This window comes from Planococcus sp. APC 3900, assembly GCF_030407735.1.
Classification (GTDB): domain Bacteria; phylum Bacillota; class Bacilli; order Bacillales_A; family Planococcaceae; genus Planococcus; species Planococcus notacanthi.
In genome coordinates this window covers 115816-137612 of record NZ_JASDCT010000001.1, presented here as the reverse complement: position 1 = coordinate 137612, position 21797 = coordinate 115816, and the positions used below count along the sequence as shown (strand labels likewise).

Genomic DNA, 21797 nt, shown 5'->3' with positions numbered 1-21797 from the left:
AAAAGAAGGAAGCCTTTTACAGGCTTCCTTCTTCTGCTTCTTCATCAGAGAACACACCTTTTCGCTCCATGTCTCCCCATACTGATTTTTTCTTGAAGGCGTAGAACAGACCCTGTACGCGCCAAAAGTTCATTAGGATGCGGTACCAGAATGTCTCAGTCAATGCATAAATATAAAGCACAAGAATGCTTTTGACGGTCGGATACTTGTGATAGGTCCATTCCTCCAGCAGCACAGCAAGCGCGGACAGCAAGGAGCCATACAGGACCATTACCAGCAGCATCACTACCGCAATATCGGTTTCAATGAAGGAGAACGCAAAGCCGCCGATAATGATAAAATACCCCATCACTTCAAAAACTGCGCTCAACAATTCAATAAACACATAATAAGGCATCGAAAACAAACCAATCCCTCTGTACTTCGGATTGAACATCATTCCCCGGTGAGTCCACAGCGTTTCCGCCAGACCTCGTTGCCAGCGGATCCGTTGCGCCCGCAGGGAAGCCACAGTACTGGGTGCTTCTGTCCAGCAAACAGGGTCCTGGATGTATTCGATCCGTTGTTTCGACTTTTCATCTTTGATGGAACGGTGCAATCGGACAATGAGTTCCATGTCTTCCCCGACCGTATCGGTTTTATAGCCACCCACTTTGATGACACGGCTTTTTTCAAAGACGCCAAACGCGCCTGAAATGATCAGCAGGATATTGACCCGGCTAAAACCGAGGCGCCCAATAAGAAACGCGCGGAAGTATTCGATAATCTGCATAATTTCCAGCGGTTTCTTAGGCAATGCCACCTGTTCGATGACACCCCGGTTTATTTTGCAGCCATTGGCGATTCTCACAGTCCCGCCTGTAGCTGTGACCAGGCCACTCGAATCCACAATCGGTTTCATGGTTTTCAGCAAAGCGTCCTGTTCCAAAATCGAATCTCCGTCAATCGCCGCAAAGTACGGATATCTCGAGAAATTGACGCCTGCATTCAAAGCATCTGCCTTCCCGCCGTTTTCTTTTTCGATTAGAAAAAGATTGGGGTGAAGTGTCGATCGATAAGCCCGCTTGATCTCCCCTGTTTTAAAATATGTCCGGATCGCCAGTTCAATCGGCTCCATTCCAAATTGGGCAAGCACTTTTTCACTGGTTCTGTCTGTGGAACCATCATTCACTACGATGATTTCATACTGAGGGTAGTTCAGGTTCAACAATGATCGGACAGTGCTGACCACACCTGCTTCTTCATTGTAAGCAGGGACCAGAATAGAAATGGGGTACGTATCTTTATTGATCGACAGTTCTTCTATCTGCTCCTGGCGGTTCAATTTCTTCTCTTTGCTTATCTTTGGGCTAGCGACAAAGAAAAGGATCAAGTAAATCGCGCCGGCAGCCAACATATAAGCTATTATTGCCCAGGAAATGATTTCAATGACTACTGTAATTCCAGCTCCATTCATGCGAGCTCCCCGCCTTCTCTTGTCAGCATATGTTTGGCAATATCTCGTGCATAGGCATCCGTGTGTTCGATTGATACCTGCTCAAGAATGGCATTGCCGCCTTTAAAGACTTTTATATTCTCAGCACCTGCAAAGCGGACCCACCAGACATTGTCCGACAGCAGGTCAACCAGGTTTTGTTTGTACTGCTCAAAACGGCAGGCACCCGTCAGTTTTGCCGCATACATCCGTTCCTGCCAATGCTCGGAATCATAAAATTCCAGAAGAATTGAAGGATCCGTCATCTTTCCGTAATGGCATAGGCTGCTCATGGCTTTCAGACGCACTTCCTTTCGTTCATCGCGCAACTTCTGTTCGACAAAAGGAAATAACATGGCCATCCGGCGTTCCCCACTGAATGTAATAAAGGCATTAAGCATGTTCTCGGAAATATCCTCTTTAGCCTGCATCCGTTCCGCTGTCACCTTCAATAAATCATCTTCCAGCCGGTGCAGCAATTCTTTGATCATTCCGAATGACAAGCTCCTGTTTTCAATAGCTGCATCCATCAGCCGTACTTCCTGCAGTGTAGCGCAGACGCGGATGCACTGGCGGTACTCTTCGTCACGTTTATTGATTCTCAGGAAATGCTGATAGACATCTTCTTTCAACGAAAAAAGCCGGAAGTCTTCAATAAAATACAACGCATTGACACGTTCTGCCCATTGGCCTTTTTTCAAAACAAGGCGGTAAGGCTCTGCCAAATACTTTTCCGCTAGCCTGTGCATTTTCAAAAACTGCATCTCCGAAAAATCTTCAGCTGAAAACTCATCCAGCATCGTTTCCATCAATTTAAAACGATGTTTTTTTCCGGGCGGCAACGCAGGTTCCATTTCCCTAGTACCTTCTATATATTCTCGGAATTGTGGCTGTAACGTAGCTAATGCTTCTTCTATCACTCTTTCATCGGCTAAATTCCTTCTTTTCCAACCGATCAGCAAAGCTAGAATCAGCAACTGAATTCCCAATAAACCCAAAACCGCCCATATAAATAACTCAATCATTTGCCAGTCCCCTTTTTTGAAGCCATCGTTTTTAAAGTAAAATATTTCTATTAAAAACCTTATTGTTTCATAATTTATGGATAGTGTACCATATTTCACTTGACTTAACTCTACGAAAAAAACAGCAGATTCAGCTATTTAAACTGAGTCTGCTGTTTCCTTGTTAGGAAAATAAAGAAATCGTTGTGGACTAATTTTTACGGAGCCATCGTCTTCCAGCTGTCCACGTGATGAACTGCGATTCCTCCAAAGCCTTTGGAAAAGGCATAATGAGAAGAAACAGCAGCTAACTCATTGTTCATGAAAGCCTCGCCTTCTTCATAGAAGGAGATAGCTTCACCTTCATCGGTTTGGCCTGTTTCAACTCCCACCACAACCGTTTTTCCGTATTTCACTCCATAGGCCACTTCATTTCTTACCAGTTCTGTTATCATGGTTGCTGAGTCCCGGTAAGCCATAAGCGTGACACTGTGCGTATTGGCGATGACCCATTCGGCAAGTATGCCACTACCGTAAGTGTTTTTATATGGAATTTCGTCGAACCAGAAAGGAAGATCGGCTTCCAGAGGCAAGTTCAACGCGGTTGTGCTGGATACGGCTTTCATCAGCAAGGCTTGATAAGCTTTGACTGTTGCTGCACGATTGGTGTTCCAACCGCTGTATAAATAAGGTTCCACATCCAAATGGACACCGGCGAACTTCTGCGTCAAGGCAGCCTTTTGTTGATAGGCTGACAACCAAGACATCAACCGGTCCTGTTTGGTAAATCCTTTTGCTGCCACCCAGTCAGGCGCTCCATCCAACGCGTAAATGGCCATGCCCGCAGCTCCAGCTTTTTCGATGAAGCTCTGGTATACACCAGCCGGAATATCCGCATCAATCTGGACATATACTTTGTTTACATTTTTGCTTTCGAGAAAAGCGATCGTACCCGCTTCATCTTCGTAGATCATCCACGGATTCCACAACCAAGTGGCTTTGACATCCACTTCAGCCGCTTGAGCCTGAAAACCGGTTTGTGTCAGCATAAACAATAACCACACACCTGCCATCATTAATTTTTTCATATCTCTATTCCTCCCATTCTGCTGGCCGTGGCTCACAGAACGAGACCCAGGCAACCTGACAACCTTGCGTTTTTCAACGGTTAGGCTCATGGCTTTGCGTCCTTCCCTTTCGGTGAAGTTTGCCTTTTCAGATTTTCATTATTATATGTCAATTAATTCAATTCTGCTATCTTTTTTTCTCCCCTTTTCAAATCATGCATTTAAGGCAATAATCAACAATAGAGTTTCTGGATTTTCCGCATAGAAGGAGTGAGCCCCATGACTGTAGCATTGCTTGAAGACGAAATTACATTGGCGTTGATCAAGGCCATGAAAGAAGGAAAAATAATTGAATTCCAGGACATCCTGGATGAGCTCCAGCCGTATGATATGGCGATCCAGTACCGGCATCTGCCGGACAAACACCGCAATAAGTTTCTCCTCTATTTGACGATCCGCCAACTGACGGAACTGATGCAGGAACTTCCGAAAAATGAACAAATTGATATTCTTCATAAGCTGGGTATAGAAAAATCGGCAAAGGTCCTCGATCGTATGGACAACGACGACTTGGCTTTGTTGCTGGCCGACTTGGAACCGGAACGCATTGAAGAGCTGTTGTCGCAGATCAATCAGGACGACTCCCGATTTGTCCACAATACGATGACGTATCCACCTGAAACAGCGGGACGCTTAATGAATAACCGCTATGTATGGATTCCACGGCATTACACGATTCGGCAAGCTATCGATAAGATCAAGCAATTTGCCGAATTAGCGGAATACCTCAACTACCTCTATGTAGTGGACGAAGACAAAAAGCTGCTTGGCGTTCTTTCTTATAAGGATTTGATTCTTGGAAACCTTGAGGACAAAATCGAAGAAGTCATGTACAACCGCGTCATCAAAGCCGACGTCCTGACCGACCAGGAAGAGGCCGCCCAATTGATCAGCCGCTATGATTTCGTCACGTTGCCGATTGTTGAAAAAGACAATACGCTTGCCGGGGTCATCACGGTGGACGATGTCATCGATGTCGTCATGCAGGAAGCGAATGAAGACATTGAAAAATTGTCGGCTTCCGGTAAGTCAATCGACTTTAATACGCCTGCTTTGATTGCGGCTTATCGCCGTCTGCCTTGGCTGATTCTCCTGTTGTTTATCGGCTTGTTTTCCGGCGGCATCATCAGCCGATTCGAAGAAACGCTTCAGACTGTTGTAGCGCTGACGTTCTTTATGCCGATGATTGCCGGCATGACCGGAAATACGGGTACGCAGTCGCTGTCCGTTGTGGTCCGTGGATTGGCTTCCCAGAAGCTGAATTTTAAACAGACCGTCCAGCTGGTCATCAGGGAATTATGGGTCGGCATCATCATCGGAGCCATCTGCTCTGTTCTCATTTTATTGATTGCTTATGTATGGCAAGGCAATTTTGTGCTGGGCATTGTGGTCGGCGGTTCGCTACTGATGACTTTGATTATCGGGACCTTAGCCGGAACAATCATTCCCTTGATTCTTTATCGATTCAATATTGACCCGGCTGTGGCTTCCGGTCCGCTAATTACGACAATCAATGACATCTTGTCCTTATTGATCTATTTTGGCATGGCTACATTGTTCATTACCCAGCTGATGTAGAAAACGAATCGAATGACTCTCTTTCTGAGCAATTAGGTTTGTTCCTAGTAATTTACTAGGTATAATAAGTTTTAATTGAAGGAGGAGAGTTCATGACCATTCCCAAACCCCTTGTCCAAATAAACCAAGCTTTCATCGTCGTCACCGTATTGGCAGCATTGTTGTTCCATCCAGCCATTTTGCTGTTGCCGTTTGCGGTTGGAGCCTATACATTGATCACCAAGAAAAATCCTGTCATCCACTTTAGCCGCCGCTTTCTGAAAAAGCCGTCAGCGAGCTACCAGCAGGAAGACAAAGACCAGCAATTGTTCAATCAATGGATTGCAACGATTTGCCTGGGGCTGTCACTCCTTTTCTTCTCTTTAGGCATCCAACTGGCTGCTTATGCCTTCAGCATTATGGTCATACTTGCAGCAGGAGTTGCATTGATGGGCTATTGCATCGGCTGCACTGTCCGCTACCGTTACCTGATGTGGAAGCATAACCGAACAAAAGCACAGGCCTGACACAAAAAAGACCGGAAGCAAATGCCTCCGGTCTTTTTTCTATAGTTTACTTTATCTGGCCGCTGCCGCGGATGATGTATTTTGTTGAAGTTAATGCAGGCAAGCCCATAGGCCCCCGCGCATGAAGCTTTTGTGTACTGATGCCAATCTCGGCGCCAAACCCAAATTCAAAGCCGTCTGTGAAGCGCGTAGAAGCGTTATGGTAGACTGCTGCTGCATCAATTTCCATGAAGAATTGATCGACATTTGCAGAATTGGAAGAAATGATCGCTTCAGAATGCTTGGTTCCGTAAGTATTGATGTGCTGAATCGCTTCATCCACACCAGTGACCGTCTTCATTGCCACTTCCAGACCCAAGTATTCCGTTCCCCAATCTGCATTTTCTGCAGGTATGACCGTAGGAGAGAGTTGTTGGATAGACTCATCCCCATGGATTTCAACCTGCTTGTTCTGCAAAGCGGAAAACAACTCCGCTAAATGCTTGTCTGCCCAAGTTTTGTGGACCAAAATGCTTTCGCAGGAGTTGCACACTGAAGGGCGCTGCGTTTTGGCATTCAACGCAATTTCAATCGCCATTTTTACATCCGCTGTCTCATCAATATATATATGGCAGTTTCCTGCACCTGTTTCCAAGACGGGAACCGTGGAGTTTTGGACGACCGTCTGAATGAGTTTTGCACCGCCTCGCGGGATGAGGACATCCAGGTATTGATTCAATTTAAACATATGGGAAGCTGCTTCTCTGCTCGTATCTTCCAATAATTGCACGGATTCGACTGGAACTTCACTTTTCTGGAGTGCCCGATGAATAACGGCAACAATGGCTTTATTGGAGTGGATTGCTGTGGAGCTGCCGCGCAGCACGACAGAATTCCCGGTTTTCAGACATAAGCTGGACGCATCAACCGTGACATTCGGACGCGCTTCATAAATCATTCCGACAACGCCCAAAGGCACGCGGATTTTAGACATCGTCAAACCGTTTGGCCGTTCCCATTTTTCCAGCACTTCTCCTATGGGATCTGCCAGCTTTGTCAATTGAACCAGCGCATCCGCCATGTCTTTCAAGCGGGATTGATCCAGTTGAAGACGGTCGACCAAGGAGTCACTCATTCTGTTTTGGCGTCCTTGTTCAACATCCTTGCTGTTTTCTTCCAAGATATAGACCTGTTCTTCCAGCAATTGAGCTGAAATCAAACGCAAGGCGTTATTTTTTTGCTTGGTCGTCAATTTCGCCAATGTGGCTGCAGCTTGTTTCGCTTGCTTAGCCTTTTGGAGAAGTTCGCTTTCAGTTTGCTGTTCCTGTAGAAGTTCGGTCATTCCTGATGCCCCTTTCGATTTCCCTTTGCTTAAACACTCAGTTCTGTTTTGACACCGATGTAGGTTCCGTCGCCTCTGCCCTGGAAAATGTCGACTAACTTTTCGCTGCCTGTCCCGGAACCGATGAACACTTGGACGCCTAAAGCCAAAGCCGTTCTTGCGGCTTCAACTTTTGACTTCATGCCCCCTGTTCCGACTTCAGAGCCTTCCGAGGAGGTAGCTTCTATTAATTCATCGGGGATTTCCTGAAGATGGAGGTATTTTTGAGCCTGTGGGTTGGTTCTTGGGTTGTCTTGATAAATGCCGTTAATATCTGTCAGAATCACTAGGAAGTCCGCATGGACAAGCCCGCTGACCAATGCCGACAGCATATCATTGTCTCCAAATGTCAGCTCTTTTACAGAAACAGAGTCATTTTCATTGATAATCGGCATGACGTTTCTTTCCAGTAATTTTGAAATGGTCGCATTGGCATTTTTATACAAATCTTTCGTCAACAGCAGCTGAGCTGCCACGATCTCATGTTTTTTGCATTCATCAGCATAAGCCTGCAACAACAGGCTTTGTCCGACCGCGGCGGCTGATTGCTTATCGACCACCGTATCAGGGCGCGATAAATAACCCATGCTTGTGCACCCTGCCGCCACTGCTCCCGACGATATCAGAATGACTTCGTGCCCATATTCTTTTAAGCGAGCCAGCGCATCCACGTGCTCACGTAATTTTTCAATCGACAGCTTGCCACGTTCATCTGTCAATGAACTGCTGCCAATCTTCACAACAATTCTTTTCTTCTCCACGTGCAGTCACCACCCGATTTTGATAAATAAAAAAAATTCTTCCATTTCATCTAAAAACGGAAGAACCTTGCCTCCGTGACATTGTTTCCAACATTTCTTTCCCGAATCTATTTAATAGAGTTATTATGCACTGTTTTGCATTTTAAGTCAATGTTATAAAATGTTTTTTCCTCTATAAATACATTTCCTCAATCTAAATATGCAACAAAGTTGAATATTTATTCACTTTAATGAAAGTTTAAATCTCTTATTTCCTTATGCAACAAGCTTTAAGAACTCAAAAGGATTATTTATTCAAACTAAATTGAAAATTTTAATTTTAAGTTGAAATGCCAGTCTATCACAAATCCCACCATCCGCAAACGGCACTTTTGACGGAACGGGCCGACTGAAAGACAAGCAGAGAGTTTAAACAAGGTTTCACTGATCTTTTTACAGCAGGATTCAACAAGCAATTATTTAAATTAACCCGCGATCAGTCCGACAAATCAGAACGATTTCGGCCAAAACAAAAGAGCATGGAATGGTTCCATGCTCTTTTCCCCTTTTTATTTAGATCCTGCGCTCCAGGTCATGCCCCAATTAAAAGCTTTGTCCACTTCCCTGTGGCCGGCAAAGTACTCGACCACTTTCTTGACGCTCAAGGTTTGGTTTTTCTCATTTTCGATCAAAGCGATGGCGCACATCCGCTTGCCTTTGCGGTGTTCATCCAAGCGGACTTCGACGTCCGGGCCATTTTTTTGCTTCAAAGTCACTACCCCGTCCACTTCTGCCCAATTCGCCGCTCCTTCATAGATAAAAGCATAAACCAGTATACGTTTGAATTTCTTGAGCTGATCTCCATTAATGCGAAGGTTTTCTCCACTTTTGGACGTACCTGTCCGATCGTCATGGTCAAGCGCGATATAGGGCTGTTGCTTCAAGTTTCCAAAAGCATTGCCTAACGCCTGGACAGCACCCTTGGAACCATCCTCCAACTCAAACAGACAGCCCAAATCCAAATCCACTGATTTGCCGGCGTTGAGAACCGATGACAAAAATCCTCCGCCCGTTTTTTGCGTCCAATTTAAATTAACCACTATTTCACCTAAAGGCGATTCGGTTTTGTTCAAATTGATTTTGTCGCCGGTCTTTTTAAGCTCCACTTTTTTTAAGTTCACCGGAGCAGATTTAGCGCTCGGTGTCTCTGTTTTCACAGCCTGAGCCTTTTTCAGGAATGCTTCCGCTGGCAGCTCCAGATTGAATTGCCTGCACAGTTCCCCAAGATCACCGGAAACGCTTTGGCCGATCGCGGAAAACTTCCATTCTCCATTATGCAAATACACTTCTCCTGTCAATAACGTCAGGTCCTGGTTGAAGTCCCTGCCCAAATCGTAACGGCACAATTCTTTTTGGCTGTCGGCGTCTTCAATCCGGACATAAGCATTTGCCACCTGGCCAAAATCCTGTTTTTTTGCCTTTCCTTCATAAATACTGATCGCTACGGCAATTTTCTTGATTCCGCCTGGAATTTTATCCAATTGAACAGTGATTTGTTCGTCGTCTCCATCCCCAGCTCCTGTCTGATTATCGTTTGTAAGCTTGACCGCAGAGGCTGTGTCCGACAGGTTATTGTAGTAGACCAGATGTTCTTTTCCAGCGACTTTGCCTTCCGCATCCACAAGCAACGCCACTGCATCCAAATCAATCGATGAAGCCGTCTGGCTGACATCCCATCCTAATCCAATCTTTAAATTCTTCAAGCGTGGATGTGTTTTCGTTAAATCCACTTTTTGTCCTTTTATCAATGCAACCATCCATTTCTCCTCCTTGAATATCAAAAATGCTTCTTATTTTACTATACTGTAAATAAATTCTATGTTCACATGATTCCCTCATAGACAGAAAAACTCCCACAGAGCCAGGCCCTGTGGGAGTTTTGGTTATAGTGGGCGATAATCCGCCTGTAGCTGTTTCAAGCTTCTGTATTTGATAATTTGTGCCACATACCATAGCAACACCACCAAAGTGATGCAGGCGCCAATAATGGCGGAAATTTGATAATCCATGTTCAAGCCTTCCGGTGCATAGAAGATATACATAGAGACTACGGCGGTCATGAACATGGCAGGCACTCCAGCCACCCAGTGGAACTTATAGTTCTTCATCAGGTAAACTGCAGCTGTCCACAACATGAATGTCGCCACCAGCTGATTCGTCCAGCCGACATATCTCCACAAGAAAGTATAATCGATTGTTGCCATATAGAAGGTTGGAATCGCCAGTGGAATCGTCACCAGCAGGACCTTCACTTTGCCTTCCATGTTTACAAATTTCGAAAGGATGTCCGTCAAGATCATTCGTGAAGACCGTAACGCCGTATCACCAGTCGTTACAGGCAGGATGATGACACCGAAAATCGCCAGCAGTCCACCCATCGTACCCAATAGGGAAATGGAGATTTCGTTGACAACGCCTGATGGCCCTCCAGCAGCAAGCGCTGCTCCCAAGCCTTCCGTACCATTGAAGAATGTCATGCCCGCTGCTGCCCATATTAAGGCGATAACTCCCTCAATGATCATAGCACCATAAAAAATCTTTCGGCCATCGGTTTCTTTTTTCATCGTGCGTGCAATGATCGGGCTTTGTGTAGAGTGAAATCCTGATATGGCGCCACATGAAATGGTCACCATCAGCAATGGCCAAATCGGCAGATCACCCGGATGCAGGTTGGCAAATGTCAAGTTTGGCATCGGTTTTCCCGAGAAGACCAATGCTACCGCTACAGCTACCGCCATAAACAATAAAATGGCGCCCAACAGGGGGTAAATACGGCCAATTATTTTATTTATCGGCAAAATCGTCGCCAGGATAAAGTAGAAGAAAATGATGATTAAAGCAGTCATAAAGTTAATTGGCGTAATTTGGGCAATTAACTGGGCAGGTCCTGCAGTAAACGCTGCAGTCACCAGCAGCATCAAAACTAAAGACAGGCCATTGATAAATACTTTGGCGTTCTTACCCAGGTACTTCCCTACCAATGTCGGAAATTGGGCACCGCCATGGCGCATGGACATGACGCCCGAAAAGTAATCATGCACGCCTCCTGCGAAAATAGAGCCAAGCACAATCCAGACAAAAGCGACTGGACCATATAACGCTCCGGCAACTGCTCCATAAATCGGACCAAGGCCAGCGATATTCAACAGTTGGATCAGATTGCCTTTCCACCAGCTCATTGGCATATAATCCAGTTTGTCTGTTTTGGCATAGGCCGGAGTTGGTGTATTGTCATCGACGCCAAAAACACGCTCAATAAATTTCGAATAAAAAACATATCCTAAAATAAGTAATGCCAAAGCAGCAAAAAATGTAATCATATGAACGTTCCTCCTGATGTCGTGGTTAAAAGCATAAATTATGATACCATGTTTTTTAAATATATAAACATAATATTTAGAAAAAAACAAATTTACTGTAAAATAACTATTTTTCATCAAAATAATTTACATTCCCTTATTTATCGGCGTTTACTAGGAATATTTTCATAAGAATTGAATAGTATATTAAAGAATGCGTTTACAAAATCATTATGTCTTTATTAAAGTCCTTGGTTGTTCCATCAAAAAAACGCAGGGAAAAGTTCCCTGCGCCATCGTTGATTTCCTTGTGGTTGAATTCAGTGCAGCCCACTGCTATCGGGAACGGATCCTGGCTTTTCGGATGCCTTGAATGGCATCTATAGCAGAAGAAATGATGACCACCACTAAAATACTGCCAATAAGCCAAGTAAGGAAGGCCGTCCCGCCAAAGAGATCAGTAAGCCATTGGCGGAATGCTTCATTGACTAAATTGGAATTGGTGAATACCAGAACAAATACCAATACGGAAGTCGTTTGGACAAAAGCATTGAACAGCGCCAGTTTATTGGTCCATTGTACAGCCCGCCATTGATAGACTGCCAAAGTGATTTCCAGTACGACGACCAGGATAATCAGGGGCCAATAGGAAACAAGAACAGCCTGATTGAAGATGGGTGTGGTAAATTCCAGTCCGCCTTGCCGCCCTTGCTGGTAAATTCCAAGCAGCTTATCTGCATTAAAATAAACGGTCGTCCAAATAGCCGTCCAAATCAGGCTGCCGAATATTTGGCTTCGGGGAATCCGTTTTTCTTTGGAAATGTGCGGACGCTCTGGGAATTCCCTTAAGTCATCCGGTGTCCATTCTTCAAAATTCAATCCCAACGGCCTTTGCGATTTCGAATGCTCTGCGCGTTCCACAAATGCCAAAACCAGTGTCAGCCAGAAGACCGCTTGAACCACTGCATTGATGATTCCGGAAATGATTCGTCCAATCAATTCTCCGATGATGGTGAAGACCGGTTCCTCTCCTGCCCCTGAAACAATCGTGACAATCAAAATGACAATGGTCGTTACAGTGATGGCAATCGGCAAGACAAGCTTCAACAGCTGAAGATAAAGATCATAATACCTTGGACCGATCAAATACATGGGCCGATCCGCATATCGGCTCGCCAAAACTGCTGGATGGCCCAATTCGGCAAGCACATTTTTCACATCCTGTTCCATGCAGTCAACCGGCAGCTTCTCCGCAATAATCGTCCGCAGCTCTTCTTCAACTTCAGCACGCTTTTTTTCCGGCAGCCTTCTTGTTACTTCCCTGATATACAGTTCCACCAGCTTCATGGCGAACCTCTCCTTTTAGTAAAGAAATTTCCTATTCCGTCCGTTTTAATTGCTTCTATCATACACTGTTCCAATCTGTTTAAAAACATATTTTCTTTATTTTCCGTCAATTTTAAAAATAGAAAAACAGGCTCTGGAATAGAGCCTGCCAAACTTTAATAATTACTTTTTTTCTAAAAAAATTTTACAAAAACCCGATATTATTCGAACTGCGTATTGAATTCTACTGCTTTGGCGATTTGTTTGTCCTTGCTGTCGAAGACATCACTGGTGGTGATATTTATCGATTCAATTCCACCTTTTTCGATAATAAATCCGACATTGCCTGTCTTGGTTTCACCTGGAGCCAATTCACCATTCAATTCTTCCAGATAAATATCATCTTCCCACAGCTTCAATTCTTCTTCAGCAGTTTCGAGTAACGCTACCGGTGCAAAATGGATAGGTTCATCGGAGGTATTGGTGATTTCCACAAACATCTTCACGACTTCAAATTCCTGTTCATGTGTATAGGAATGAAAAAAATCAATCAGGTTATAATCCGGTTCGAGCTGAAGGATTTTCGATTCTGCCACAATCAGCTCCACCGGACCCGCCTTATAGGTTTCACTGTCCATGTTCACCGCCTTCACTGTTGCCTCTCCTTTGGCATCCCGCTTGTTTTGGCCGGTTTCCTGCAGCAGACGGTCATCTGTCACCTGCGGGCTCAGAACATAACCATCATAATAACCCGGAATATCGTTTGTCTGATCGGCTGCCGAAGCGATCATTGTCGAATCATCCGATTCTGAACATCCTCCCAGCAATAGCGCGGAGAGCGCCAATAAATAAACGGTTTTTTTCATGTCAGTTCCCCATTCCATCCTTTATTTCAAGAACATTATTTATCGTTGATCTCCACTTTCGCTTTCAGCAAATCAAAGATGATTTTTGCGTGATCGGTATTGTCGAGCTGTCCAGCAAATTTATCGCTTGCGGGGCCGTATGCATAAACCGGAACATCTTCCCCAGTGTGGCCGCCAGTTGTCCAGCCGGTATGCGAGCGCTTATCGAAAATCTTTTCAATGGCATTGTCGACATCCGTATACTTGCCGCCAGCCGCTGCTTTTTTCACAGCAGCAATTTCATCAGTTGTCAGTTCAAGGTCGATAAACTCCTTTAAAGTTGCTTCTGCATCCGCTCCGCTGACGATTTGTTCAGCCATGAAATCCGGAGTGCGCTTTGCTGCTTTGATCGGCTCAGCGAACCAGTTGTAGATGCCGTCTGCGCCAATGGAGAAGCCGCCAGTCGAATGGTCGGCAGTCGCGACGACCAATGTATTGCCGTCTTCTTCAGCAAATTTGATCGCTTCCTGGAATGCTCGATCATAGTCTTCCATCTCACTCATAGCAGCCACAATGTCATTGTCATGCCCTGCCCAATCTACTTGGCTTCCCTCGACCATCAGGAAGAAGCCGTCTTCATCTTCAGACAATCGGTCGATTGCAGACGTTGTCATTTCCGCCAATGATGGCGTGCTGTCATCACGGTCAATCAGTTTCGGAAGGCCAGCCGGCGCAAACAACCCAAGTACCTGCTCTGCATCGTTGCTCAGCAATTCGTCGCGGTCTGTCACGTAGCTATAGCCGTCTTTCTGGAACTCTTCCGTAAGGTTACGGTCCGGACGATCGAATAAATCGACGCCTCCACCCAGCAATACATCGACTTTATGCTCGCCATTGATCAATTCATCGTAATAATCGTCGGCAATAGCGTTCATGTTTTTCCGGGCAATATCATGTGCACCGAATGATGCCGGTGTGGCGTGCGTGATTTCAGAAGTTGCAACCAATCCTGTCGCTTTGCCTTTTTCTTTGGCTGCCTCGAGGACTGTTTTCACTTCACTTTCATCGTTATCGACAGCAATGGCGTTGTTATACGTTTTGATGCCGGCAGACATGGCGGTTGCAGCTGAAGCCGAATCGGTGATATTTTGCGCCGGGTCTTCCGGATAAGTCGATTGCTGTCCAACCAAATACGGATCAAACGACATAGCTTCGACCATCTTAGTAGAAGGATCGTCATTCAAATACCGGTGAGCAGATGTATACGATGTCCCAACACCATCACCGATCAGGAAAATGACGTTTTTTACTTTATCTTTTTTATGGCCGCCTTTGCCCTTCCCTTGACTGTGCTCGGGAGCTTTTCCTTGATTGTTGCCGGGGCCATGCGCTTCTGCTGATAACGAGAAGGAGCTTACTCCTGTTAAAGCTACTGCTGAAGCTAAAGCAATCGGAAGTACTTTCATCTTCAAGTTTCTATGTATCATTTTTTTCCCTCCAGTCATTTGATGAACAAGTTCAGTGTAGGGTCTGAATATTAAGCCTTCATGAAGCTCATGTTTAGCTTCTGTAAATTCCCTAAAATAGGCATTTAAACGCATTACAAAAAGCCCAGAAATCTCTGGGCTTTCGTGAGTTTAAATCGTTGAAGTTGAATTTTTCACCAATAGGAGATAAGCCAATAAGGCGATAGCACACATAGAGAAAATGACGAGTCCCATTGGCACTGCGGTATTTTCTCCAGCAATCCCTACAAGTGGAGCTGTCGCAGCCCCTAAAACGAAAGGCAACAGCCCCAATAGCGCAGAAGCACTTCCAGCTACATGGCCCTGGCTTTCCATAGCGAGTGTGAATGCGGCCGTTCCGACCACACCGATCGACATGACGAAAAAGAAAATCGGAATGACAACTGCCCACAAAGGCCCGTCCAGTAAAACAACGGCCAGCAGAACCGCACCAGCGGCAGTTGCGCCGTATAGAGCTGTTTCCAGAAAGCGTTTCTCAGACCAGACATGCGAGAACCGGCCGACAGCGTAACTTCCGATGATCAAACCGATGCCATTCATACCAAACAACAGGCTGAACACCTGAGGTGAAACGCCGTAAATATTTTGATAGATGAAAGGCGTTCCAGACACATAGGCGAAAACACCTCCGATCAGAAAGCCTTGCGCCAATGCGTAACCGGTAAACTGGCGGTTCTTCAGAATTCCCGCGAAATTGCTGAACGTCGATTTTAAGTTGCTCGGGACGCGCTTTTCGGGAGGCAGACTTTCCTTTAAGCGGAAAGCCGAAATCAGCAGCAAGACGATCCCCAATACGGTCAGCACCAGGAAAATTCCGCGCCAGTCGGCAAACAACAGCACTCCGCTGCCGACAGAAGGCGCCAGTAATGGCACCAGGTTGTTTACGACCATCAGTAAAGCGAACAATCTGGTCAATTCCGCTCCACTGCTGACATCCCGTACGATTGCCCGTGAAATAACCAGCCCGCCTGAAGCCGCAAATCCCTGTACAAAGCGCAAAAGAATAAATATGTAGATGTTCGGAGCAAAAATGCAGGCTACCGACGCTATTGCATAAGCAACCAGGGAAATTAGCAACGGCTTGCGTCTCCCCTGCATATCACTGAGTGCGCCGGCGATCAATTGGCCGAGTGCCAGCCCAAGCAGGCAAGCGGTCAAGCTCAATTGAACAGAAGTGGCATTCGTTTCATAGACGTCGGCTAAGATTGGAAATGCCGGCAAATACATATCAATCGTGAACGGAATCAAGGATGTTAACGCGCCCATCAGCAAAATAAAATGGACGCGCTTTAAACCGGTTATGCTTTTCACTGCTTTACACACTCCTTTTCCTGTCAAAATAAGCAGGTCGATCCAAGTTTGGATTTCCGGCTCAAGGGTAAATTGCTGTTTTCTACCATATCATAATAATTCCTGTCTTTCTTCAATGATGTGCTGATTTTCATTAATTTATGAATCGCTGTTGGCTCAACACAATAAAAAGCCCGTCGTTGCCAAGTTATCACGAAGGATAACCGGGCAGCGACGGGCTTCAGATTTACTTTTTCGCTGTTATTTTACTTCTACGGTCCAACCGAGTGTATCTTCAACTTTCCCAGTCTGGATGCCTGTGATCGTGTCATATAGTTTTTGCGACAGTTCACCGATTTCATGGTTGTTGATGATCATTTTTTGGCCTTTCCAGTTTAATTCTCCAACCGGAGAAATAACAGCAGCTGTTCCGGTGCCGAAGACTTCCTCTACTTGGCCTGCTTCATAGGCTTCATACAGTTCATCAATGGAAATGCGTTTTTCTGTTACGTTAATTCCCCATGTGCCAAGCAACTCGATAATGGACATGCGCGTGATGCCTTTCAAGATACTGCCGTTCAATTCAGGCGTCACCACTTCGCCGTTGATCTTGAAGAAAATGTTCATGCTGCCGACTTCTTCAATGTATTTTTTCTCGACGCCGTCCAGCCACAGGACATCCGCGTTGCCTTCTTTCTTGGCATTCGCTTGAGCCTGGTAACCCGATGAATAGTTTCCGGCGGTTTTGGCCATACCGGTGCCGCCTTTTACAGCACGGGTGAACTTGTCTTCCACATGGATGACAACCGGCTGAAGGCCACCTGGGAAGTAAGATCCGACCGGTGACAAGATCACCATGTATTTATAGGTTTGAGACGGTCCGACTGCCAGGTTGGCGTCTGTTGAAATGATATAAGGGCGGATATACAGGGAAGTTCCGGGTGTTTTCGGTACCCATTCCTTTTCAAGCTTGATCAATTGCGTCAAATGCTCCAAAGCTTGTTGTTCATCAATTGGCGGAATGCTCAAGCGCTCGCTTGAAAGATTCAGACGCTCAAAGTTCTTTTCCGGACGGAACAATAAAATACGGCCATCTTCTGTACGGTAAGCTTTCATTCCTTCAAAGACTGTTTGGCCATAATGGAAAATCATCGCTGCCGGATCCAGGCTGATCGGGCCGTACGGAACGATTTTTGGATCATACCAGCCTTTTTCAGTTTCGTATTCCAAGATATACATATGATCTGTGAACGTAGTCCCGAATGGTACTTGATCTTTCACTGGTTTTTCTTTTTTGCTGGTATTTTCAATAACCTCAAGCTGATATGTAGTCATCGTCAGGACTCCTTTTGTGAAAATAATTATAATTATCAGTAATATGAATAATTATACACGTTCTTGCCGCCCTTTAAAAGCTTCGGCAGCCATAATTCAAAAATTACGATAAAAGACCCGTTTTCTTCCAAAACAAAAAGACCATTCAGCGAATGATCTCAATAAAGTGGGCAAGTATTTTTGCGGTCAATCCCCAAATAACTTTGTCGTCATAAATATAAAAAAACTCATCAACCTGGCGCGTCCGCCAATTGTAATTTTCTCCTCCGGCAATCAAATCATAGGGAAAGCTTTCTTCCGGCTGGATATCAAAGTTGATGCTGTACACTTTCGGTTCTTTTTCCAGGAAAAAAGACAGCGGCACCGTAAAGATGCTATCTACTTCCGGCGGATTCGGGCTGAATTCGGCTTCAGGATCGATAATGCCCGCAAATGTGTAGACAATCATGCCAAAAGGCGAAACGATGTAGTCCAATGGAAAGATATTCGAAATTTCTTCTCTTTTGATTCCCAGTTCTTCAATCGTTTCCCGGACCGCCGTGTCTTCTTCGGTCTGATCCTGGAAATCGATTTTGCCGCCTGGAAAACAAATCTCGCCTGGCTGGTTTCTTAAATCGTATGAGCGGACTTCAAAGAGGACATGAATTTCTCCCTCTTTTTCGATAAGGGGCAAAAGAATGGCGTATTTAGAAAAATCCTTATTCCCTAATACATCAGGAACCCGGTTTTTCACTTTTTCCAGCATGCTTTTCGGATCCATATCAACACCTCGGCTCTCTTTCAACCATTTTACCAAAACCCACACAATAATTCCTTTTCGAAGAAGCTCTTTAGTTGAATCCATAAAAAATTCGGTCAGCGGGGATTTTTCATAACACTGACCGTTGAAACGGCATAAATAAGCAACACTCATAGGATTACATCGTCAAAATTTCCCGGATATCATCAGCTGACATGGCTTTCAGCGGTTCTTCTCCTGACTGGATGACATCATCGATCAGGTTTTTCTTTTTCATCTGCAACTCATTGATCTTTTCTTCGATGGTGCCTTTCGCGACAAGCCGAACCACTTGCACTTCCTTTTTCTGTCCCATGCGATGTGCCCGGTCAGCAGCTTGCTGTTCGACAGCCGGATTCCACCACAAGTCGTAAAGAATGACTGTGTCAGCGCCCGTCAGATTCAGGCCTGTCCCTCCGGCTTTCAGGGAAATCAAAAACAAATCGCCTTCCCCTTCATTGAAGCGGCTGCATAAGTCCACCCGCTCCATAGGCGGCGTTTGGCCATCCAAGTAAAAATAAGGCACCCCTTCTTTTGCCAATTGACGGCCAATGAGGCCCAGCATTTGAGTAAATTGCGAAAATACCAGCACACGCCTTCCGGAAAGACGGCATTCCTCTACAATCTCCATCAACTGATCAAATTTGGCGGAACCTCCTTCATAACCTTCCACAAATAATGCGGGATGGCAACAAAGTTGGCGCAGCCTGGTCAATCCGGCCAAAATTCGGATGCGGTTCTTTTGGAAGCTGTCTTTGTTCAAATGTTTCAGTGCATCCTGTTTCAACTCAGCTAAATAAGCCGCGTATAATTTCTTCTGCTCTTTCTGAAGATCCGAAAATTGGATTGTCTCTACTTTATCCGGAAGTTCCGTTAAAACCTCCGTCTTGATGCGGCGCAGAATGAATGGCCGCACCCGCTTTTTGATGCTGTCACGTCTCATCTCGCTGAACAGCCTGCGGTTTGGCAACAACTCCGGAAACACCACATTGAAAATGGACCATAACTCGTCGAGCGAATTTTCAATCGGCGTACCGGTAAGCGCAAAGCGATAATCCGCCTGAATCCCTCTGACGGCCTTCGCCGTTTGTGTCACAGGATTCTTAAACGCCTGTGCTTCATCAAAAAATACCGTATGAAAATGTTGATCCCGGTACAGTACTTGATCCATGCGCAAGGAAGGATAGGAAGTGATGATGACATCCATCTCTTGTGAGTTTTTAACCAAAGATGCCCGCTGTGTTTTATTGCCATCGATGATCTTGGCTTTTACAGCTGGTGCGAACTTCGTCAGTTCGTTCAACCAGTTATAAACGAGCGATGAAGGCGCAACCACAAGCACAGGCTGCTGACGCTTACGGATATCCGACAGCATCGATACGATGAAAGCGATGCTCTGCAAGGTTTTGCCGAGTCCCATGTCATCAGCCAAGATTCCGCCGAATTTATACTTGGCCAACAGCTTGAGCCAACGGAAACCCGCTTCCTGGTAATCGCGGAGTACACCGTTCAAACTTTCCGGTATGTCTGAATCGAGCTCTTCCGGACGATTCAAATTTTGCAGAAGGTGCGCAAAGCCGGCTCCGGGATCAAGAAGCTGTCCCTCATCCAATGATGCGGCCAAATGCAGCCCATGAACCAATGGAATCCGGATCTCTTCTCTGCCAAAATTGGCTGCGGTGATATCCAATTCACGCAGAAATTCACTTAAATCAAGGAATTCTGCCGTCTCCAAAGACATTAACGTTCCGTTAGGGATGCGGTAATAGGGCCGCTTTTCCTCCAATGTCTTTAGAATCTTTTTGATTTCTGCTTCCGGTATATCCTGAAGGTCGAAACGGAACTCCAGCCAATCAGTGCGTTCACTGATTTCAACTTTCACTTTAGGGCCGCCATAATTTTTTTGGACTCGCAGCTTCACAGCTGTCGTTGCGTAAATTTGCATCAATTCTTCCAGTACTGGAATGACATGATAAAGAAACTGGTATTCCGCTTCTTCATCCTGCATGTAGAAGCCGCCTTCAGTTTGTGTAAATGCACTGTCTTTCATGATTCGCAGGATTTCCTGTTCCTGCTCTCGCTGTCTGCGGACTCCCGGGTAATGGCGGAATTCGTCTTCCGGCTCTTCACATGGATTGATGACCAAATGTCCGTAATGGAATTCCACTCCGGCCAGCAGCCGGTGTTTGATGCGGTCGAGAAACAGTTTGGCGCGTAGAGGGGTTTCCACCAGCCGCTCTGCTACGGCATCTGAAATATGCACTTTTCCTAAACGCTCCAACCCAGGGGCAACCGTCGCCATAAATCGATCCATTTCCTGTGATGGAATGATCAGCTGGTCGATTGAGCCAGGCAGCATTTCCTTCAGTTCCGCAAGGCGCCTGGCATCTTCTTCAGCCAAATGGTATAGAGCGCCATCCGCAATTGCCATGTCGTAAGCCTTCAGAATCAGCACTTCTTCCAGCCCTTCTACATCCAGCCGAAATCCACCTGATCGGTTTTTATCGAAATGGAAAGATAGCGGCATTTCCTTTTCGATACGGATGCCTTCGATAATCCGTCCTGCCCCTATAAGTTTGACGTTAGGTGCGGCTTGCATTAAAGGCAGCAGCCGCTCCCAATCCGATGCAGCCATCACCAATAAATCAGTTTGCTCAAGATTTCCAACTCCGGCCATTCGGGTTTTCGCCAAATAATCGAGGACTTTTTCAGTGTCATCTTCAAGGCGGTGGTCCGGTGGTGCGTAAGAAAAGCCCGGTGATTCACTATACGCTTCTTCCGTCCTTACCGCAGCCAAGAACCCTCCTATATCACGAATCGGTTCCAGGTTCGTTATTCCCCCAGCAATCCGCAGACCCAGCATATAACCCGATTTTCCCATTAAAACCGGCAGGATGCTGAATTCAATTTGAAGCGTTTGCCGTTTGTCGAAATACTGCCGTCTTCCTTTTGTGCCGGCTGTTTGCCGCATGAATACACTGAGCATTTTCATAGCCGGATTCTCACGCTGCTGCATGTCCTCAATCGCCAACAAGACGCCGGCAATATGATGGCAATAAGTCGACACAAACCCGACTGGCGGACAGCTGCAGGAAGCCAGGATTTCCCCGTCTGCTTCCTGTTTAACGCTGACGTAAAATTCATTGCGTCCGCTGACGACCCCTTTCATCAGCCGATCTTCATTCGGATCCGGCGATAACTGGATTTTGCCTGCCTGAATAAAAGCCCGGCCCTTTTTGAAAGCAGCCTGACCGCATAATTTTTTTATTTTTGTTTCATTAAGTGAGAAGTTCATAAGGCCAGTTCCTTCCTGTATATGTCCGAATACCGGAAACAGTTGTAGAATTTTGCTGTTCTCTTCATTATCACTGACTGCCTGGAGTGAATCAACTCAGCTTACTTTTAGTTTGCACTTGTGATTCACCTAAAAAATACTTATATGCTTTAGCGCATGATTATAAATTTCATTATTTTTAACCAGATTCTGCGCGCTAGGCGGATGCTTTCTGGCGGATGGAAATGGAGACGGCGACTCCTGCGGGAACAGCG

Annotated in this window: 16 protein-coding genes and 1 riboswitch; of the genes, 2 read left to right on the top strand and 14 right to left on the bottom strand. The window is 45.7% G+C overall.

What is annotated here, in order from left to right:
* Positions 1 to 16: 16 nt before the first annotated feature.
* The 3 genes from QMA04_RS00615 to QMA04_RS00605 form a co-directional block, all read right to left on the bottom strand.
* Positions 17 to 1456 (bottom strand): glycosyltransferase family 2 protein, encoded by a 1440-nt coding sequence (locus QMA04_RS00615; protein WP_290183597.1) that lies wholly within the window; start codon positions 1454 to 1456, stop codon positions 17 to 19.
* Complete coding sequence (locus QMA04_RS00610; RefSeq protein WP_290183596.1) at positions 1453 to 2499, bottom strand: HEAT repeat domain-containing protein; 1047 nt, start codon at positions 2497 to 2499, stop codon at positions 1453 to 1455. The genes QMA04_RS00615 and QMA04_RS00610 overlap by 4 nt, the downstream gene beginning before the upstream one ends.
* Positions 2500 to 2696: 197 nt before the next feature.
* Positions 2697 to 3566: an amidase gene (locus QMA04_RS00605; RefSeq protein WP_290183595.1), complete on the bottom strand. Its 870-nt coding sequence runs from the start codon at positions 3564 to 3566 to the stop codon at positions 2697 to 2699.
* Positions 3567 to 3612: 46 nt separating this feature from the next.
* Positions 3613 to 3700, bottom strand: a riboswitch (cyclic di-GMP riboswitch).
* Between the two features lie 124 nt (positions 3701 to 3824).
* Between QMA04_RS00605 and mgtE the strand changes: the two genes are divergently transcribed.
* Together mgtE and QMA04_RS00595 are read left to right on the top strand one after the other, a co-directional pair.
* Positions 3825 to 5183, top strand: coding sequence for a magnesium transporter (mgtE, locus tag QMA04_RS00600; RefSeq protein WP_191714603.1), 1359 nt, complete (start codon positions 3825 to 3827; stop codon positions 5181 to 5183).
* A gap of 92 nt (positions 5184 to 5275) precedes the next feature.
* On the top strand, positions 5276 to 5689 hold the full coding sequence (locus QMA04_RS00595; RefSeq protein ID WP_191714602.1) for a DUF4395 domain-containing protein: 414 nt from the start codon (positions 5276 to 5278) through the stop codon (positions 5687 to 5689).
* 46 nt (positions 5690 to 5735) lie between these two features.
* Here QMA04_RS00595 and QMA04_RS00590 read toward each other — a convergent pair whose 3' ends face one another.
* From QMA04_RS00590 to QMA04_RS00540, 11 genes are all read right to left on the bottom strand, one after another.
* Entirely contained in the window at positions 5736 to 7010 is a 1275-nt protein-coding gene (locus QMA04_RS00590) for a glutamate-5-semialdehyde dehydrogenase (RefSeq protein WP_290183594.1), read from the bottom strand.
* 29 nt (positions 7011 to 7039) lie between these two features.
* On the bottom strand, positions 7040 to 7810 hold the full coding sequence (gene proB, locus QMA04_RS00585; RefSeq protein WP_191714600.1) for a glutamate 5-kinase: 771 nt from the start codon (positions 7808 to 7810) through the stop codon (positions 7040 to 7042).
* A gap of 548 nt (positions 7811 to 8358) precedes the next feature.
* Entirely contained in the window at positions 8359 to 9606 is a 1248-nt protein-coding gene (locus QMA04_RS00580) for a TerD family protein (RefSeq protein WP_290183593.1), read from the bottom strand.
* Positions 9607 to 9732: 126 nt separating this feature from the next.
* The gene (locus QMA04_RS00575) at positions 9733 to 11169 is read right to left on the bottom strand and encodes a carbon starvation CstA family protein (protein ID WP_290183592.1); all 1437 of its coding nucleotides are present in this window, start codon (positions 11167 to 11169) and stop codon (positions 9733 to 9735) included.
* A gap of 315 nt (positions 11170 to 11484) precedes the next feature.
* Positions 11485 to 12495: a hypothetical protein gene (locus QMA04_RS00570; protein ID WP_290183591.1), complete on the bottom strand. Its 1011-nt coding sequence runs from the start codon at positions 12493 to 12495 to the stop codon at positions 11485 to 11487.
* Between the two features lie 200 nt (positions 12496 to 12695).
* Positions 12696 to 13340 (bottom strand): hypothetical protein, encoded by a 645-nt coding sequence (locus QMA04_RS00565; protein ID WP_290183590.1) that lies wholly within the window; start codon positions 13338 to 13340, stop codon positions 12696 to 12698.
* Between the two features lie 35 nt (positions 13341 to 13375).
* A complete protein-coding gene (locus QMA04_RS00560; protein ID WP_191714595.1) occupies positions 13376 to 14806 on the bottom strand; it encodes an alkaline phosphatase in 1431 nt (476 codons plus the stop codon).
* Between the two features lie 150 nt (positions 14807 to 14956).
* Positions 14957 to 16156, bottom strand: a complete 1200-nt coding sequence (locus QMA04_RS00555; protein ID WP_203340341.1) for a multidrug effflux MFS transporter — start codon at positions 16154 to 16156, stop codon at positions 14957 to 14959.
* Positions 16157 to 16396: 240 nt separating this feature from the next.
* Positions 16397 to 17470 carry a branched-chain amino acid aminotransferase gene (locus tag QMA04_RS00550; RefSeq protein ID WP_191714593.1) on the bottom strand — a complete coding sequence of 358 codons (1074 nt, stop codon included), beginning with the start codon at positions 17468 to 17470 and terminating at the stop codon, positions 16397 to 16399.
* Positions 17471 to 17615: 145 nt separating this feature from the next.
* Complete coding sequence (locus tag QMA04_RS00545) at positions 17616 to 18230, bottom strand: NUDIX hydrolase (protein WP_191715066.1); 615 nt, start codon at positions 18228 to 18230, stop codon at positions 17616 to 17618.
* Positions 18231 to 18387: 157 nt separating this feature from the next.
* Positions 18388 to 21543, bottom strand: coding sequence for a DEAD/DEAH box helicase (locus QMA04_RS00540; protein WP_290183589.1), 3156 nt, complete (start codon positions 21541 to 21543; stop codon positions 18388 to 18390).
* Between the last annotated feature and the right edge of the window lie 254 nt (positions 21544 to 21797).

Bases quoted from the DNA above. Each gene is read 5' to 3' on its own strand.
- QMA04_RS00615 (WP_290183597.1), bottom strand. From the start codon at position 1,456: ATGAATGGAGCTGGAATTACAGTAGTCATTGAAATCATTTCCTGGGCA.
- QMA04_RS00550 (WP_191714593.1), bottom strand. From the start codon at position 17,470: ATGACTACATATCAGCTTGAGGTTATTGAAAATACCAGCAAAAAAGAA.
- QMA04_RS00540 (WP_290183589.1), bottom strand. From the start codon at position 21,543: ATGAACTTCTCACTTAATGAAACAAAAATAAAAAAATTATGCGGTCAG.
- QMA04_RS00570 (WP_290183591.1), bottom strand. From the start codon at position 12,495: ATGAAGCTGGTGGAACTGTATATCAGGGAAGTAACAAGAAGGCTGCCG.
- QMA04_RS00565 (WP_290183590.1), bottom strand. From the start codon at position 13,340: ATGAAAAAAACCGTTTATTTATTGGCGCTCTCCGCGCTATTGCTGGGA.
- QMA04_RS00580 (WP_290183593.1), bottom strand. From the start codon at position 9,606: ATGGTTGCATTGATAAAAGGACAAAAAGTGGATTTAACGAAAACACAT.
- QMA04_RS00610 (WP_290183596.1), bottom strand. From the start codon at position 2,499: ATGATTGAGTTATTTATATGGGCGGTTTTGGGTTTATTGGGAATTCAG.
- mgtE (WP_191714603.1), top strand. From the start codon at position 3,825: ATGACTGTAGCATTGCTTGAAGACGAAATTACATTGGCGTTGATCAAG.
- QMA04_RS00545 (WP_191715066.1), bottom strand. From the start codon at position 18,230: ATGGATCCGAAAAGCATGCTGGAAAAAGTGAAAAACCGGGTTCCTGAT.
- QMA04_RS00605 (WP_290183595.1), bottom strand. From the start codon at position 3,566: ATGAAAAAATTAATGATGGCAGGTGTGTGGTTATTGTTTATGCTGACA.
- QMA04_RS00575 (WP_290183592.1), bottom strand. From the start codon at position 11,169: ATGATTACATTTTTTGCTGCTTTGGCATTACTTATTTTAGGATATGTT.
- QMA04_RS00590 (WP_290183594.1), bottom strand. From the start codon at position 7,010: ATGACCGAACTTCTACAGGAACAGCAAACTGAAAGCGAACTTCTCCAA.
- QMA04_RS00595 (WP_191714602.1), top strand. From the start codon at position 5,276: ATGACCATTCCCAAACCCCTTGTCCAAATAAACCAAGCTTTCATCGTC.
- QMA04_RS00560 (WP_191714595.1), bottom strand. From the start codon at position 14,806: ATGATACATAGAAACTTGAAGATGAAAGTACTTCCGATTGCTTTAGCT.